Genomic DNA, 15,174 nt, shown 5'->3' with positions numbered 1-15,174 from the left:
CCGGGCATGAAAACAGAACGCTGCCGTCCAAGTCTCCGCCAGAACGGGGACACCATTCGAGGAGAGCAAGAGACATGACCCGCCCCAGCAAGGTCTTCCGCCCCAGATCCCTGCGTCCGGCAGCGCTGCTGCCGCTGACATTGGTGGCCGCCGCCTGTACGGCGCCGCTGGATTATGACCTGCGTGGTCAGATCGGCGCGTTCAACACCACCAAGGCCGCACAGACCGCGACCGAGACCCGCCCGGCGCCGGACACCCGCGGTCTGATCACCTACCCCTCCTATCAGGTTGCCGTGGCGCGCAATGGCGACACGGTTGCCGATCTGGCGAGACGTGTTGGCCTTCCCGCAGTGGAAGTGGCACGGTTCAATGGCGTTGAGACAGCCGATCAGCTGCGCCGCGGTGAGGTTCTGGTGATGCCGCGCCGTGCGCCCGAAACTTCGGCACGCGGTGGCAACCGCTCCCCTGGTGGAGTCGATATTGCCTCGCTGGCTGGCAGTGCCATCGACAATGCGCCGGAAAGTTCGCCCAATCCGGGCTCCGTCACCACCACCACGCTGCAGACCACACCGGCCAAACCGGCGCCGACGCGCGTCCAGGGTGGCCCCGAGCCCGTACGCCACAAGGTCACGCGTGGGGAGACCGCCTATACCATCGCCCGCCTCTACCAGATCCCGGTGAAGTCTCTGGCGGAATGGAATGGCCTTGGCAGCGATTTCGCGATCCGCGAAGGGCAGTACCTGCTGATCCCTCTGAAAGATCCAAACGCGCCGGTTCCCGCGGCCGTAGAGACCGAAACCTCGGTCACCGCCCCCGGACAGGGCAGCAGCACGCCGACGCCTCCCAGCGCCACCCAACCGCTGCCCGATGAAAAGGTGAAACCTGCCGCCGATGCCCGCACGGATCCCAAGCCGACGGTCAAGGTCGAACAGCCGACGCGCGCCTCCCAGGCGGCCATGGCGTACCCGGTGACGGGCAAGATCGTCCGCGCCTATTCGAAGGGCAAGAACGACGGCATCGACATTTCAGCCGCGCCGGGCAGCCCTGTAAAGGCGGCAGAAGCGGGCACCGTTGCCGCCATCACGGAGGATTCAAACAAGGTCCCGATCATCGTGATCCGCCACGATCGCAACCTCCTGTCGGTTTACGCCAATGTGGATGGCATCAAGGTCAAGAAGGGCGACCGCGTCAATCGCGGTCAATCCATCGCCCAGCTCCGTGGCAGCGCAGACGAGGCCTATGTCCACTTTGAGGTGCGTGACGGTTTCGAAAGCGTCGACCCTCTGCCCTACCTGCAGTAAATCCGCCGCTGGCGACAGGCGCCGCGCCGGACCGCAAGGTCCGGCGCCCGGCCCAACGGGAGCCGGGCGCGCAAGCGCGTGGGCGACGGGCGGGAGCTCCCCCCGCCTCTCCAATCTCGACGATGAACGCGGGAGCCTCGCGTTGGGGATGTCTCACGTCTCACCGGTGGGCCACAAGCTCTGAGTCTAGCCGCAACGCGGGGCCTGAGTATGTCGCGACCCGCTCCTTCCCATCAGTCCGCAAATCACCGATCAGTAAGCCCTCCCGTAGCGCTCCCGCCCGGTTCCGCCGCCGCTGCCGCGACGACCAAACCCGTTGGGCCAAGCGCCGCAGCCCTGTCGGGCTGCGGCGTGCGCCTGACCGCACGGTCAGCTCACCATCAACGCAGGGTGACGCCGTGCCGTCCGGCCAGATCGGTGAAGAACTGCCATGCCACCCGGCCCGAACGGGCACCGCGAGTGGCCTGCCATTCGATCGCCTCGGCGCGCAGGGTCTCGGGGTCCACCTCGACGCCATAGGCGGCGCAATAGCCGCCGATCATCGCCAGATAGGCGTCCTGGTTGCAGGGGTGGAAGCCCAGCCACAGACCAAAGCGATCCGACAGCGAGACCTTCTCCTCCACCGCCTCGGACGGGTTGATCGCCGAGGACCGCTCGTTCTCGATCATATCGCGGGGCATCAGGTGGCGGCGGTTGGAGGTGGCGTAGAACACCACATTCTCCGGCCGGCCCTCGATGCCACCATCCAGCACCGCCTTCAGGCTCTTGTAATGCTGGTCATCATGGCTGAACGACAGGTCGTCACAGTAAAGGATGAACCGATGCGGCGCATCGCGCAGATGGTTCAGCAGCCGCGCCACCGAGGGCAGATCCTCGCGTTGCAGCTCCACCAGCTTGAGATCGCCAAACTCGGACGCCAGCGTGCCGTGGATCGCCTTCACCAGCGAGGATTTCCCCATGCCGCGTGCGCCCCACAGCAGCGCATTGTTGGCCGCGTGCCCGGCGGCAAAGCGGCGGGTGTTCTCAAGCAATGTGTCGCGCGAACGCTCGATCCCCACCAAGAGGTCCAGCTCCACCCGGTTGATTTGCGGCACCGGCTCCAGCCGGTCCGGGCCCACATGCCACACAAAGCCGGACGCGGCGGCGAAATCCGGGGTGGCCAGTGGCGCCGGCGCCATGCGCTCCAACGCCTCTGCAATGCGGCTCAATGCGTCCTGATCCAAATCCTGTGCCATCTCTGTGGTCCTTCCTTCGCGAGTTGAGCGATGACAAACCATGTTCCGACCCAAGCGGCAAGGGGCGCGACCTGCAGCCTCCGCAACGCAAAAGCGCGCCCCGTGGGGCGCGCCTTTTCTTATCTCAGGGTCGGAGGAGAGCGGCAATGATCACTCGCCGTCGACCTCATCATCGTAGAAGCCCTCAGCGCGCAATTGCGCCTCGCGTTTGCGTTCCACCCGACGCACCAGGAAGATCGACACCTCATAGAGCCCATACACAACGGTAAACAGGATGATCTGGGTGATCACATCCGGCGGGGTCACCAAGGCGGCCAGCACCAGAATCGCCACCACCGCGTATTTGCGCATCGCGCCGAGACCTTCGGCGCTGACCAGCCCGGCCTTGCCCATCAGGGTCAACAGCACAGGCAGCTGGAAGCACAGGCCAAAGGCCATGATGAATTTCAGCGTGATATCAAGGCTCTCGTTGACCTTGCCGAAGAAGGTGATCTTCACCCCTTCGGAGGTCTCCGGCACCACGGCCACATCACCGGGCACATCGCCGCCGGTGGCCTGCGACAGCAGCCCGGCAAAGATAGAGCTGACATCGGCAAACCCGAGGAAGAACTGCATCGCCAGCGGTGTCACCACAAATTGCGCAAAGCTCGCGCCCAGCAGGAACATGAAGGGCGAGGCGATCAGGAACGGCAGAAAGGCGCCCTTTTCGTTCTTGTAGAGCCCCGGCGCCACAAACCGCCAAAGCTGATAGCCGATCACCGGGAAGGACAGCGCAAAGCCGAACACCATGGAGATGCGGAACAGGGTGAACAGATATTCCTGCGGCGAGGTATATTGCAGCGTCGGCGAGGGGTCGCCCAGCTCGCGCAGGGTGGCCTCGATCGGCTGCACCAGGAACTGCAGGATCGGCTCTGCCACGATGAAAGCGAGGATGATGCCCACTGCAAAGGCCATCACCGCCCGGATCAACCGGGTGCGCAGCTCCGCCAGATGCTCGATCAGCGGCGCTGCGGAATCGTCAAGATCGTCTGTCTGGCTCATGCCTTGGTCTCACTGTCGGACGCCGAGGGCGCGGCGGCGGTATCGGCGGCAGGTGTCAGCGCGGCTTCAGCCTCTTCCGCCTTAGCCATGGCCTCTGCGGCCTCTTTGGCCTTGCGTTCTGCTGCGGCCCGCGCGGTTGCGGCCTGGATCTTCTTGGCGCTATCGGCCCGCTCGGCGGCCAGTTTGCCGGTCTCGCTGTCGGCGTCGAATTTCGTCGGGTCGATGCTGTCGGTCAGGTCACGGGTGGCCTGTTTGACGCTGTCCATCGCCGAGCCCATCGGGTTGGTCGCGGTCTTGAAGCTCTTCTTGATGTCACTGACGCCGCTTTCCTCGGCCGCGTCTTCCATCGCGCGGCTGAATTCACGGGCCATGCCGCGCGCCTTGCCCACAAACCGGCCCACGTTGCGGAACAACATGGGCAGATCCTTGGGCCCGACCACGATCAGGGCCACAACGCCGATGATCAGAAGCTCGGTCCAGCCAAGATCGAACATAGAGGATTATACCTTGTCTTTTTCGGCGTCTGCCGGGGTGACATCCTTGGCATCTTCCGCGGCGTCGTCTTCCAGCTCCTTGGAGCCTTCGCTGATGCCTTTCTTGAAGGAGGTGATGCCCTTGCCGACCTCACCCATCAACGAGGAAATCTTGCCGCGACCAAAGAGAACCAGAACCACGACGGCGATGAGGAGGATGCCGGGAAGGCCGATATTGTTGAGCATGGGGAGTGCCTTTCGTTTAGCGGGGCGCCGCGCGGAGGTTCGCGGGCGGCGCCAGAATACGTTGTCCTGTCCCGAGTGATAGGCCCTGCGCGCTGCGGTGCAAAGCGCGGCATAGGCAATCCGCACCGCCAAACCCGACCTGATCGTATTATTTAGCGTGGCCGATCACCCAACTGACAGGTTTATGTCAGTTGCCCTGCTTTAGGACAGGCGCATTGCAACCGTCAAGACAAGGAAGACGACAGATGAGCAATGCCGTGATCGAAGTGGTAACTTTCAAGCTGAACCCCGGTGTCAGCGATGCCGACTATGTGGCCGCAAGCCAAATGACCGAGGATTTTGTGCGCGGACTGCCGGGGTTCGTGGCGCGCAGCCTCTCAAAAGGCGAGGATGGCAGCTGGATGGACTATGTGATCTGGTCCGACATGACGGCAGCCAGAGAGGCCGCAGCCAAGTTCTCGCAAGCAGACTGCACCGCCGACATGATGCGGATGATCGACCCGGCGACAGTGGCGCTGCGGCACGAAACCCGCCTGTGGATGATGGCAGCGGCCTGACACCCTGCCCGAGGCTTTGCCACCTCCACTCGGCGTGATCTCATGACCCGTTCCATTGGCCTGCGACACATTCACTCCATAGGAACGAGCGCGGGCTCTGCTAGCGACAGAGGGGCACGCCGCAGCACAGGCGGCGTGCCCCATCACAGGAGAACCACGGATGACAGGCCATAGAGATCAAAAGGATCAGAGCCGGACCAACCAGATACGCCTGCGCATGTTGCCCGGGCGCTATGCGGTGGCGCAGCTGGCACCGGATGCGCCCCTGCCGGACTGGTTTGACGGGCCAGGCTTTACGGCCATGGCACGGGCTGAGGACGAGCTGACGCTTATCTGTCTGGAGGACCGCGTGCCCGATAATATCACCGCCGAACGGGGCTGGAGTTGCTTGCGCAGTGTCGGCCCCTTTGCCTTTGACGCGGCCGGGATTGTTCGCGATCTGGTCACGCCGCTGTCGGACAATGGCATCGGCGTCTTTGTCTGCTGCACGTTCGACGGTGAACATCTGTTGCTGCCATCGGCACAGGAACAGCGGGCACGCGCACAGCTTGAGGCCGCCGGTCATGTGTTTGAACCCTAGAAGCCGACATCCGTCGCCTCTTGACCGCAGGCGGGGCTGCGGGCGATGCAGGGGAACTCATCGGAGAGCCTGACCACCCATGCGCCGCACAGACCGCCTGTTCGAACTGATCCAGATCCTGCGCGATGGCAAGCTGCACCGCGCTCAGGACATGGCCGCGCGGCTCGAGGTCTCCACCCGCACCATCTATCGCGACATGGACACGCTGGTGGCCTCGGGCGTGCCGGTGGAGGGCGAACGCGGCGTCGGCTACATGGTGCGCGAGGCGATCACCCTGCCCCCGCTGACCCTGACCCCGGCAGAGCTGGAGGCGCTGAACCTCGGCATGGCGATCGTCGCCGAAGCCGCCGATGCGGAGCTGAAGGCCGCCGCCGAGAGCCTTGCTGCGAAGGTCGATGCGGTGCTGCCGCTGGAAACCGTGGCCGAGGCCGATGCGTGGAAATTTGCGGTCTACCCCTTTGCCGACGTGGCGCGGGGCTTTGCCCAGATGCCGACCCTGCGCGCCGCAATCAAGGCGCGCCAGAAACTGGCGCTGCGCTATCGCCGCATCGACGGAACCCTGACCGAGCGGGTGATCCGCCCCCTGCATATGGAATACTGGGGCCGGGTCTGGACCCTCACCGCCTGGTGCGAGACGCGTGGCGATTTCCGGGTGTTCCGGGTTGATCTGATCGAGGCCGCCGAGGCATTGCCCGAATTGTTCGTGGATGAACCGGGCAAGCGGCTGCAGGACTACTCCCCCTACGAGACGGGACCGGAGGGCGCATAACCCGCGCCGTTGGCCTCGCCCCGGATCACTTATACTGGCGAGACCCTACCCAAGTTCGAAACTGGTCACGCCGTAGATCATGTCTTGCGCCACTTCCGGGGCCTTGCCCCGATACATCCGCGCGGTCTCGAACACCGGCTCCAGCCCCAAATCGCGGGCCAGCGCCATTGCCGAGCCATTCGGCTCCGGCACGTCCAGAAAGACCTCTTCGTCTTCGGGCCAGTCCTTCAACAGGCCCGCCAGCACAGACAGGGCTGCCGCGCGGGAGGTGGCCACCAGCGGGCCGATCTTGGCACCACTCCGGCAGCGCCGCAGAGTGCCGAACCCCTGCATTTCTCCGTCGGAATGCACCGCAATGCTGACATGACCCGGCGTGGTGAACCACGCCTTCCAGAACTCAGGCCGTCGCGCCGGGAAGACACGCGCATCCAGCGCAGTGACCTCTGCCGAGGGCGTATCAAGCCAGGTCAGCGTATAGGCGTCCGATACTCTCAGCCGTCCGCGCGGCACGCCGCCAAAGCGGATGTTGCGCCATGCAAAGGCAAAGCCAGAACGGCGGTAGTTCTCCTGCTGATCCACCACCCCATCAAGCCCCACCGTGCGATTGCCCGCATGTTCCAGCGCCTTTGTCCACAGCGCACGGCCATAGCCCTGCCCGCGATACTCCGGCGCAACGATGTAGAAGCCAAGAAACGCAAAGGCATCGCCATAGGTCACGACAGAGATGCAGGCGATCATCTCGCCGGCAAGTAAGCCGCCCCAAAAGCCCTGCGGGTCCTGCGCCGCGAAACAGCCCGCGTCCTGCAGTCCGGGGTTCCAGCCTTCGCCCGCGGCCCAGGCCACAGCGGTGTCGATTTCATCCCGTGTCAGGGGGCGGATCTCATAGTTCTCTAGCATCGCGACCTCCGTCATTTTCGAGGTCACCATGACGGAGGAAGATCACCGTGGAAAGACGAAACACCGATCACGCGGCACGGTCAGCCACATCGCGCGTCCCTCCGCCGGCAGGAAGACATTGGGCACCGTCGCCTTCAGCACCGAGCCGTCAAAGTCCATGCGGAACTCCACCAGACTCTCGTTGCCGAGAAAGCGCGCACGCTGGACCACGCCACGGGCGGGTACGCCCTCCTTGTTGGTGGCTTCCGGACCGCGGCCATTGCGGTCGAAATCAATGCGGATGTGCTGTGGGCGAAAGACGATTTCAACATCCGTCCCATCCGGCACGCCGGGGGCGAGAAACTGGCCGAAGGCGGTTTCCGCCAGCGCACCATTGACCTGCGCTGGCAGGATGTTGACGTCGGAGAAAAATGCCACCGCCGCCTTGTCCACCGGGCGAGTATAGACGTTATAGGGCGCGCCTTGCTGCACGATGCGCCCGTCGCGCATCAACGCGATCTCATCCGCCATGCGCATGGCTTCTTCGGGTTCATGGGTGACCAGCAGGACAGCGGTGTCCTCTTCTTTCAACAGGCTCAGCGTCTCGTCACGGATGCCGTCGCGCAGGCGGTTGTCGAGGCCGGAGAACGGCTCGTCCATCAGCATGATCTTGGGGCTGGGCGCCAAGGCGCGTGCCAAGGCCACCCGCTGTTGCTCACCGCCCGAGAGCTGATGCGGATAATCGTCGATGTATTGCGCCAGCGCCACCCGGTCCAGAAGCTCGCGCGCCCGTGCACGTTTCTGCTCCTTGGGTCCTTTCAGGCCAAAGGCCACGTTGTCACCGACGCTGAGGTGCGGAAACAGGGCAAAGTCCTGAAACATCAGGCCGATCTCGCGCCGCTCCGGCGGCACGCGAAACACCGTGTCGCAGATCAGCTTACCATCGACATAGATCTCGCCCTCGTCCTGCATCTCCACCCCGGCGACCATGCGCAGGGTGGTGGATTTGCCGCAGCCGGAAGGGCCGAGCAGACAGGTCACCTGCCCCGGCAGCACCCGCAGCGAGACATCATCCACCACCGCGCGCCCCTCGAAGAAGCGGCGGATGTTGCGGATCTCCAGCCGGGGCGTCACCTCATGGCCGTCGGCCTGAGCGGGCGGCAGCGCGGATTGGGTCATCTGCTGGGGCATTGCGGGGCCTTTATTCCTGTGTCCCGTGACAACATCGGGCGTCGGGCGCTGATATCAAGGCGGCTTGCCTCAGGCAAGGAGCTCCACCTCGCCCTCGGCGCGCGGCACCCCATTGACCATCAGCGTCACCTGATGCGCGCCGGGCAGCAGGGTGAAGGTGGAGGCCTGCGCCTTCAGCGGATGCGATTTCTGCAGGCTGAGGCCGCCCGCGCCAAGGCTGCCGGTCTTCCACTTGAAGACCTTGGTTGAGGTCTTGCCACCGGCGCGCTGAAAGGTCAGCGCATAGTCCACAAGCACCCGTGCCCCTTGTGCGCCCTGCAGGTCAGCCCCCAGCGCGAGCTTGTCACCGATGCGCACGCTGGCGGGCAGTTGTAATCGCGCGGTTAGCTCCAGATCCGGGTCATAGCCCAACAGTCGCAAGGCCCGTGGATCGCCCGCCTTCACCAACCCGCGCAGCGCGTGCGAGGTGATCCAGTCCAGCTCTTTCTGCGCCTGCACCCCCTGCCCTTGCCAATCGGTCAGCCGGTCGATGACGAGCTGCGGGTCCTTTTTGGCGATATCGTTGAGGTGATTGGCCACGGAGCGGGTGACAAAACGTGTCGGGTCGCTGTGCAGCTGGTCTAGGATCGGCAGCGGCGCCGCCAGCGGCAGGTTCACAGCCAGCCCCCAGGGCAGACGCGGCCGGGTGCCCTCGCTGGCGAGACGGCGGACGTGATAGCTGTCGTGCGCGGCCCATTTGGTGACGCGGGCCAGCACTGGTTCCGGCCAGCGTTTCAACAGCGGGCGAATGGCATATTCCATCGAGAATCGCTGCGTGATCGCCTCCAGCAGGTCGAGCGCCAGGGGCAAATCCGCCTCCTCCTTGGTCAGGGCCGTCACCCATTCGCCGATCGGGGCAAAGATGAAGTCACCAAAATCATCATCCCGCAGGCTCGGGTCCAACGGCGGTGGCAACGCCGCCATAATCACCGGCGCCACCTGCGCCAATCCGCCCGGCACATGCGCCGAGAGCTGCGCGGCGAGCCAGTTGATCCGCTCCTTGAGTTCCAGATCCAGCAACCGCGCCATCACGGCACTCTCGAAACCGGCGGCATCGAACGCCGGGTCGGCGGCGGAAAAAAGCCCCGCCAGATAGCGGGTCTTTTCCAGATTAAACAGCTGATCCTTCAGCGAAAACGCCTCGGCCATGCGATCAGATCGTCATGTTGGTGGCGCCGCCATCCAACAGGATGTTCTGGCCGACAATGAAACCTGCATGCTGCGAGCAGAGGAAGGCGCAGGCGGCACCGAACTCCTGCCGGGTGCCATAGCGGCCCGTGGGAATGCTGGCCGCGCGCTGCGCCTGCGCCTCCTCCATGGAGATGCCCTTGGCCTCGGCCACGCCGGTGTCGAGAGATACCGCGCGGTCGGTGGCGTGGATACCGGGCAGCAGGTTGTTGATGGTCACGCCTTTTGCGGCAACCTGGCGCGACGTGCCCGCCACATAGCCGGTGAGGCCGGTGCGCGCCGCATTCGAAAGGCCCAGAGCCGGGATCGGCGCCTTGACCGATTGCGAGGTGATGTTGACCACACGGCCCCAGCCCGCTTCGATCATCGTCGGCATCAGCGCCTTCATCAGCGCGATGGGGCTGAGCATATTGGCATCAAGAGCGCGGATGAAGTCGTCACGCTCCCAATCGCTCCAGACACCCGGCGGCGGGCCGCCCGCATTGGTCACCAGGATATCGACACCAGCGGCGCGGGCGATCAACTCGGCGCGATCATCAGCATTGCTCACGTCGCCTGCCTGGGTCTCCACCTTGACGCCGTAGCGATCACGGATGTGCTGGGCCGATGCCTCCAGCGCCTCCGTGCCGCGCGCGTTCATCACCAGATCGACACCTGCCTCGGCCAATGCTTCTGCACAGCCCAGACCTAACCCTTTGCTCGATGCGCATACCAATGCGCGCTTTCCGTGAATGCCGAGATCCATGACAGTCTTCTCCAGTATTGCAGCGAATTGCCCGGACACTGCCAGTCGGAGCGCCCCATTGCCAGACGACAACGGCGTCAGGACCGCGTTTTTTTCTCATAGCTGCCCGCCTCTCGCCCAAGTGTGAACCTAGTGTTCACTCAAACAAGCGCAGAGTGAGGCCGCACCAAAGTGCAATCCGCGTAGCGGAGCAAACCAAAGAGGGGGTTCGACGTGAACCGCGACGCCATCTCGATACAGTCCCTACCGGCCTATCAAGCCGAGCAGTTCTGCGTGGACATCGGAGCAAACGCCGGTGATCCGATCAGCGTGCTTGATGAACTGGTCATGGATGACATCTATGAGCTGGGGGCCCGCGCCACGACAGATCGGCTTGAGCTCGCAGCGCATGTGGATGGCGGCTTTTCAGTACATGGGAGCTCTGCGCTTGGCACGCCCGATGCGGCATTGTTCCTCGATTGTGTCGTGACACTGATGCCGGATCGTGGTGCTGCAACAGATGCGCTCATTCTGGTCGAGGTCGACAACGAAGGGCTGATTTCGCAGATTTATCTGGTACCGCAGGCCCCGCTCATCCCCTGCACCGGTTATCGTCTGGTCAATGCAAGCCGACACAATGTGCGGCAACGTCTGGCGCAAATGACCTGCGTCGCCTTCACCCGTGGCACCCGGATCAGCATGAGCACCGGTGAACAGCGCCTGATCGAAGAGCTGACCCCCGGGGACCAGATCCTGACACGAGACAGCGGCGCGCAGACCATCACCTGGATTGGACGCACAACAGTTCGGGCTGTAGGCGAAATGGCTCCGATTCTGATCCGCAAGGGCGCGCTGAACAATGCGCGCGACCTGATCGTCAGCCCGGATCACCGCTTGATGGTCTATCAGCGGTCAGATCAACTTGGGACAGGCAGGGCGGAACTCCTGCTGCGCGCGCGGGATCTGGTCAATGGCGAGACGGTCGTGGTGCAGGATGGCGGATATGTCGAGTATTTCCAGATCCTCTTTGATCGCCACTATATCATCTATGCCGAGGGAATCGCGGCAGAATCCCTGTTTGTGGACGCCGTGACTAAGCCGGTGCTGCCGGAGGATGTGCGGCAGCGACACGTTCGGCTGTCCAGGCCTCACGCATCGCGCGCGAACTACGGACTGGACGTCAAACGCGAAATGCTAACCCGGCCGGATGCCGTGGCCTTGCTGAGACGCGCCTCGCAGCGTTGAGGCAGGTACAGGGCTGAGGCAGAAGCGGGCGCGCGCAGCCCGACAATTTCAGCCGGTGCCGCGCGTCTGAGAACGGGCAAACCCTGCCCCTTCACTCATGCCTGCCATAAACGCATCCGCCACGGTTGGTGCGGTGGCGGCATGTCCATTCGGGTGCGCCACGTGCGGAGACCCGGATTGCGCTGTTTCAGGCGGATAATGCGCCTCGTCACCGACAGCGGCTTTGAGCAGAAGAAAGACGCCCGAAAAGCCGAACCACAGGCAGGCGAGGATCAGCCCGGCGATGGCATGCGTCTGGCCCGAGTCCAAGAGCGCAGAGTAGAGGGCGGCGGAGGCAAAGCCCGCGCCCACGGCCGCACTGATCGCGCACAAGGTTGCGAACAGAACCCGGCGCGCACCGCGCCGGGCCTTGGTTCTAAGAAGCCTCAACATCAGATCAGCGACGGTTGCTCAGGTAACCCAGCGCAAACCCAAGCCCCGCAGCGACGGCGGTGGCCGCAAGCGGCTGGGCACGCACGGCGTCTTCGGCCTGACGCGTCATCTGGGCAGCACCATCAGACATCGCTTGCGTCTGCTCACGGACTGTATCCTGCGCAGCGTCGCGGGCCTTGCCTGCGCGATCCTTGGTAAGATCGGACACTGAGCGCGTAAGTGCGGAGACGTCCGAACGCAAGACTTCCATCTGAGCTGCAATATCATCGGTCGAGGGGGCGGTCTGGTCCTTGGGCATGAGGATGCTCCTTTCTCGTTTCATTCCGTGTTCGAGCAGACAACGTGCGCACACAGGATTTGTTCCGACAAATTACGCAGGCTGCGCATAATCCTCCGGGTCAGTGGCTTAATCACCGCGCGCTTTCAGGACGGCCGAACACCGCTTTTCCTTGCCTCGCTCCAGCTTTGTGGCTAAGGCCAGCCCCATGTTGGACACCGCTCAAAACCGCCCAGACCTGCCGCCGGAAATCGCGCGGCGCCGCACCTTTGCGATCATTTCGCACCCGGATGCGGGCAAGACCACGCTGACCGAGAAGTTTCTCCTGTATGGTGGCGCCATCCAGATGGCCGGTCAGGTGCGCGCCAAGGGCGAGGCCCGGCGCACGCGGTCCGACTTCATGCAGATGGAAAAGGACCGCGGCATCTCCGTCTCGGCCTCGGCGATGTCGTTTGATTACGGCAACTTCCGATACAATCTTGTCGACACCCCCGGCCACTCGGATTTCTCCGAGGACACCTATCGCACGCTCACAGCGGTGGATGCGGCGGTGATGGTGATCGACGGCGCCAAGGGTGTGGAAAGCCAGACACAGAAGCTGTTCGAGGTCTGCCGCCTGCGCGACCTGCCGATCCTGACCTTCTGTAACAAGATGGACCGCGAGAGCCGCGACACCTTTGAAATCATCGACGAGATTCAGGAAAACCTCGCCATTGACGTCACCCCGGCCAGCTGGCCGATCGGCGTCGGGCGCGATTTCGTCGGCTGCTATGATCTTCTGCGCGACCGGCTGGAGCTGATGGACCGCGCTGACCGCAACAAGGTCGGCGAGAGCATCTCCATCAACGGTCTGGACGACCCGAAACTGGCCGAGCATGTGCCCGCGCATCTTCTGGAAAAGCTGCTGGAAGAGGTCGAAATGGCGCGTGAGCTGATGCCGGCGCTGGACCCGCAGGCGGTGCTCGAAGGGCATATGACTCCGATCTGGTTCGGCTCCGCGATCAACTCCTTCGGGGTGCGCGAACTGATGGACGGTATCGGCGCCTATGGCCCCGAGCCGCAGATCCAGTCCGCCGAGCCGCGCAAGATCGCACCGGAGGAAAAGAAGGTCGCGGGTTTTGTCTTCAAAGTGCAGGCCAATATGGACCCCAAGCACCGCGACCGGGTGGCCTTCGTGCGCCTCGCCTCGGGGCATTTCAAACGCGGCATGAAGCTGACCCATGTGCGCAGCAAGAAGCCGATGGCGATCTCCAACCCGGTGCTGTTCCTCGCCTCCGACCGCGAACTGGCGGAAGAGGCCTGGGGCGGCGACATCATCGGCATTCCCAATCATGGCCAATTGCGCATCGGCGATACGCTGACCGAGGGCGAGGCGCTGCGGGTGACCGGCATCCCCTCCTTCGCGCCGGAGCTGCTGCAGGGCGTCCGCGCGGGCGATCCGATGAAGGCCAAGCACCTGGAAAAGGCGCTGATGCAGTTTGCGGAGGAAGGCGCTGCCAAAGTGTTCAAACCCTCGATCGGGTCGGGCTTCATCGTCGGCGTTGTTGGCCAGCTGCAGTTTGAAGTGCTCGCCAGCCGGATCGAGATGGAATACGGCCTGCCGGTGCGTTTCGAGGCCAGCCAGTTCACCTCGGCCCGCTGGGTGCATGGCGACAAGGCGGCGGTGGAGAAATTCGCCACTGCCAACAAGCAGCACATCGCCCACGACAATGACGGTGACGTCGTATATATGACGCGGCTGCAATGGGACATCGACCGGGTGGAGCGGGACTATCCCGACTTGAAACTCTCCTCGACCAAGGAAATGATGGTCTGAGACCGCGGGCGCCCCTCACCGGGCGCCCGTTTTGGTTGGACAAGGCAATAACACAGGCGCAGGTACATGCAGGACCCATCGGCGACCGCAAAATGGGGCCTCGTCGCCACGCTCAAGGCTGAGGCCCCCGCGATACTGGACTTTTGCGCCTGGCATCTGGAACAGGGCGCGCATCGGCTGTTTCTCTACCTGGATGCGCCCTGCCCCGAGGTGCTGCCGCATCTGAAGGCCCACCCCAAGATCCGGGTGATCGAGACGGATGCCGCCCATTGGCAAAAACGCCGAGGCCGGGTGCCTCAGAAACATCAGGTCCGCCAGAGCCTCAACGCCACCCGCGCCTATCGCCGGCAGGCGGGCGACCTGGACTGGCTGATCCATGTTGATGTGGACGAGTTTCTATGGTCGCAAACCCCAATCCATTCACACCTTGGGGCGCTGCCGCCGGACGTGCTCTGCGCCCGCGTGCGGCCACTGGAATCACTGGCGGGTGGCCAGGACGTCTTCAAGGCGCGCATCCCCCAATCCCCCGAGCAGGACACGGTGGCAGCGCGGCTCTATCCGCAATTCGGGCCCTACCTGCGGGGGGGATTCATCAGCCATGTGCAGGGAAAGCTGTTTGTCCGCACCGGCCTCGACGACGTCGACCTGCGCATCCACAATGTCTATGTGGACGCGCAGGAAAACCCCGCCGCGACAGAGCTGGCGGACGTCGATCTCTGTCATCTGCATGCCACGGATTGGACCCACTGGCTGCAGCACTATCGCTATCGGCTGCAGAAGGGCTCCTACCGGTCGGAGCTGCGCCCCTCCGGCGCCCGCGCCGCGGCTGGCGTCACCCTGCATCAGCTTCTGTCGCAGATCGAATCAGATCGGGGCGAGGCCGGCCTGCGCGCTTTCTTCGACGAGATCTGCGCCGACAGTCCGGAGTTGCGCGCTAAATTGGACGCAGAAGGGCTGTTGCGGCGGCGTGACCTGCCGTTGACACAGCTCCGCCGGAAACATTTCACACGATTTAGCTGAAATGTTCCCGAAATACTGCAAATCCCTCGGGCCATTCACAGATCTGCGCCGCGGTATCGCGATCATTTGACCGTATCTCGCAATTTTGCTATGTGCCCTGCATCCGGGGACTCCTGCATGGGCAAGGGTCCGACTGATACCGGCATAGAGACACACGCGCGGGC

Annotated in this window: 17 protein-coding genes; 7 read left to right on the top strand and 10 right to left on the bottom strand. The window is 63.8% G+C overall.

Translation table 11 applies throughout. The features are described 5' to 3' along the window. The first annotated feature begins 74 nt into the window (after positions 1–74). A complete protein-coding gene (locus tag R0J92_RS09805) occupies positions 75–1,301 on the top strand; it encodes a peptidoglycan DD-metalloendopeptidase family protein (RefSeq protein ID WP_317385778.1) in 1,227 nt (408 codons plus the stop codon). A 380-nt stretch (positions 1,302–1,681) separates the two neighbouring features. Here the strand turns inward: R0J92_RS09805 and R0J92_RS09800 are convergent, their stop codons facing one another. The 4 genes from R0J92_RS09800 to R0J92_RS09785 form a co-directional block, all read right to left on the bottom strand. Continuing rightward, positions 1,682–2,536 carry an ATP-binding protein gene (locus R0J92_RS09800; RefSeq protein ID WP_411051538.1) on the bottom strand — a complete coding sequence of 285 codons (855 nt, stop codon included), beginning with the start codon at positions 2,534–2,536 and terminating at the stop codon, positions 1,682–1,684. 150 nt (positions 2,537–2,686) lie between these two features. After that, positions 2,687–3,577 (bottom strand): twin-arginine translocase subunit TatC, encoded by an 891-nt coding sequence (gene tatC / locus R0J92_RS09795; RefSeq protein WP_106163408.1) that lies wholly within the window; start codon positions 3,575–3,577, stop codon positions 2,687–2,689. Continuing rightward, the gene (gene tatB, locus R0J92_RS09790) at positions 3,574–4,071 is read right to left on the bottom strand and encodes a Sec-independent protein translocase protein TatB (RefSeq protein ID WP_411051537.1); all 498 of its coding nucleotides are present in this window, start codon (positions 4,069–4,071) and stop codon (positions 3,574–3,576) included. The genes tatC and tatB overlap by 4 nt, the downstream gene beginning before the upstream one ends. Before the next feature lie 6 nt (positions 4,072–4,077). Beyond that, the gene (locus R0J92_RS09785) at positions 4,078–4,296 is read right to left on the bottom strand and encodes a twin-arginine translocase TatA/TatE family subunit (protein WP_106163406.1); all 219 of its coding nucleotides are present in this window, start codon (positions 4,294–4,296) and stop codon (positions 4,078–4,080) included. 245 nt (positions 4,297–4,541) lie between these two features. On the opposite strand from R0J92_RS09785, the gene R0J92_RS09780 reads away from it, so the two are divergent. From R0J92_RS09780 to R0J92_RS09770, 3 genes are all read left to right on the top strand, one after another. Continuing rightward, a complete protein-coding gene (locus R0J92_RS09780) occupies positions 4,542–4,853 on the top strand; it encodes a hypothetical protein (RefSeq protein ID WP_411051536.1) in 312 nt (103 codons plus the stop codon). A 160-nt stretch (positions 4,854–5,013) separates the two neighbouring features. After that, positions 5,014–5,433, top strand: coding sequence for an ACT domain-containing protein (locus tag R0J92_RS09775; RefSeq protein ID WP_411051535.1), 420 nt, complete (start codon positions 5,014–5,016; stop codon positions 5,431–5,433). Positions 5,434–5,512: 79 nt separating this feature from the next. Further along, positions 5,513–6,202 (top strand): helix-turn-helix transcriptional regulator, encoded by a 690-nt coding sequence (locus tag R0J92_RS09770; protein WP_411051534.1) that lies wholly within the window; start codon positions 5,513–5,515, stop codon positions 6,200–6,202. Between the two features lie 45 nt (positions 6,203–6,247). On the opposite strand, the gene R0J92_RS09765 is transcribed toward R0J92_RS09770, so the two are convergent. The 4 genes from R0J92_RS09765 to R0J92_RS09750 form a co-directional block, all read right to left on the bottom strand. Then, the gene (locus R0J92_RS09765; protein WP_411051533.1) at positions 6,248–7,099 is read right to left on the bottom strand and encodes a GNAT family N-acetyltransferase; all 852 of its coding nucleotides are present in this window, start codon (positions 7,097–7,099) and stop codon (positions 6,248–6,250) included. A gap of 42 nt (positions 7,100–7,141) precedes the next feature. Beyond that, the gene (locus tag R0J92_RS09760; protein ID WP_106163481.1) at positions 7,142–8,257 is read right to left on the bottom strand and encodes an ABC transporter ATP-binding protein; all 1,116 of its coding nucleotides are present in this window, start codon (positions 8,255–8,257) and stop codon (positions 7,142–7,144) included. A gap of 81 nt (positions 8,258–8,338) precedes the next feature. Continuing rightward, on the bottom strand, positions 8,339–9,457 hold the full coding sequence (locus R0J92_RS09755) for a hypothetical protein (RefSeq protein ID WP_411051532.1): 1,119 nt from the start codon (positions 9,455–9,457) through the stop codon (positions 8,339–8,341). Positions 9,458–9,461: 4 nt separating this feature from the next. Continuing rightward, entirely contained in the window at positions 9,462–10,241 is a 780-nt protein-coding gene (locus tag R0J92_RS09750; protein WP_411051531.1) for an SDR family oxidoreductase, read from the bottom strand. A 213-nt stretch (positions 10,242–10,454) separates the two neighbouring features. On the opposite strand from R0J92_RS09750, the gene R0J92_RS09745 reads away from it, so the two are divergent. Continuing rightward, on the top strand, positions 10,455–11,465 hold the full coding sequence (locus R0J92_RS09745; protein ID WP_411051530.1) for a Hint domain-containing protein: 1,011 nt from the start codon (positions 10,455–10,457) through the stop codon (positions 11,463–11,465). A 48-nt stretch (positions 11,466–11,513) separates the two neighbouring features. Here the strand turns inward: R0J92_RS09745 and R0J92_RS09740 are convergent, their stop codons facing one another. Both R0J92_RS09740 and R0J92_RS09735 read right to left on the bottom strand, forming a co-directional pair. After that, entirely contained in the window at positions 11,514–11,897 is a 384-nt protein-coding gene (locus R0J92_RS09740; RefSeq protein WP_411051529.1) for a hypothetical protein, read from the bottom strand. Between the two features lie 4 nt (positions 11,898–11,901). Next, positions 11,902–12,195 carry a YqjD family protein gene (locus R0J92_RS09735; RefSeq protein WP_411051528.1) on the bottom strand — a complete coding sequence of 98 codons (294 nt, stop codon included), beginning with the start codon at positions 12,193–12,195 and terminating at the stop codon, positions 11,902–11,904. A gap of 187 nt (positions 12,196–12,382) precedes the next feature. Here R0J92_RS09735 and R0J92_RS09730 point away from each other — a divergent pair, with 187 nt between their 5' ends. Both R0J92_RS09730 and R0J92_RS09725 read left to right on the top strand, forming a co-directional pair. After that, a complete protein-coding gene (locus R0J92_RS09730) occupies positions 12,383–13,990 on the top strand; it encodes a peptide chain release factor 3 (protein WP_106163397.1) in 1,608 nt (535 codons plus the stop codon). Positions 13,991–14,056: 66 nt separating this feature from the next. Then, a complete protein-coding gene (locus R0J92_RS09725) occupies positions 14,057–15,010 on the top strand; it encodes a glycosyltransferase family 2 protein (protein WP_411051527.1) in 954 nt (317 codons plus the stop codon). The last annotated feature ends 164 nt before the right edge of the window (positions 15,011–15,174 follow it).

The organism is Tritonibacter sp. SIMBA_163 (assembly GCF_046535935.1).
GTDB lineage: Bacteria > Pseudomonadota > Alphaproteobacteria > Rhodobacterales > Rhodobacteraceae > Epibacterium > Epibacterium scottomollicae.
This window is presented reverse-complemented; position numbering and strand designations above follow the sequence as displayed.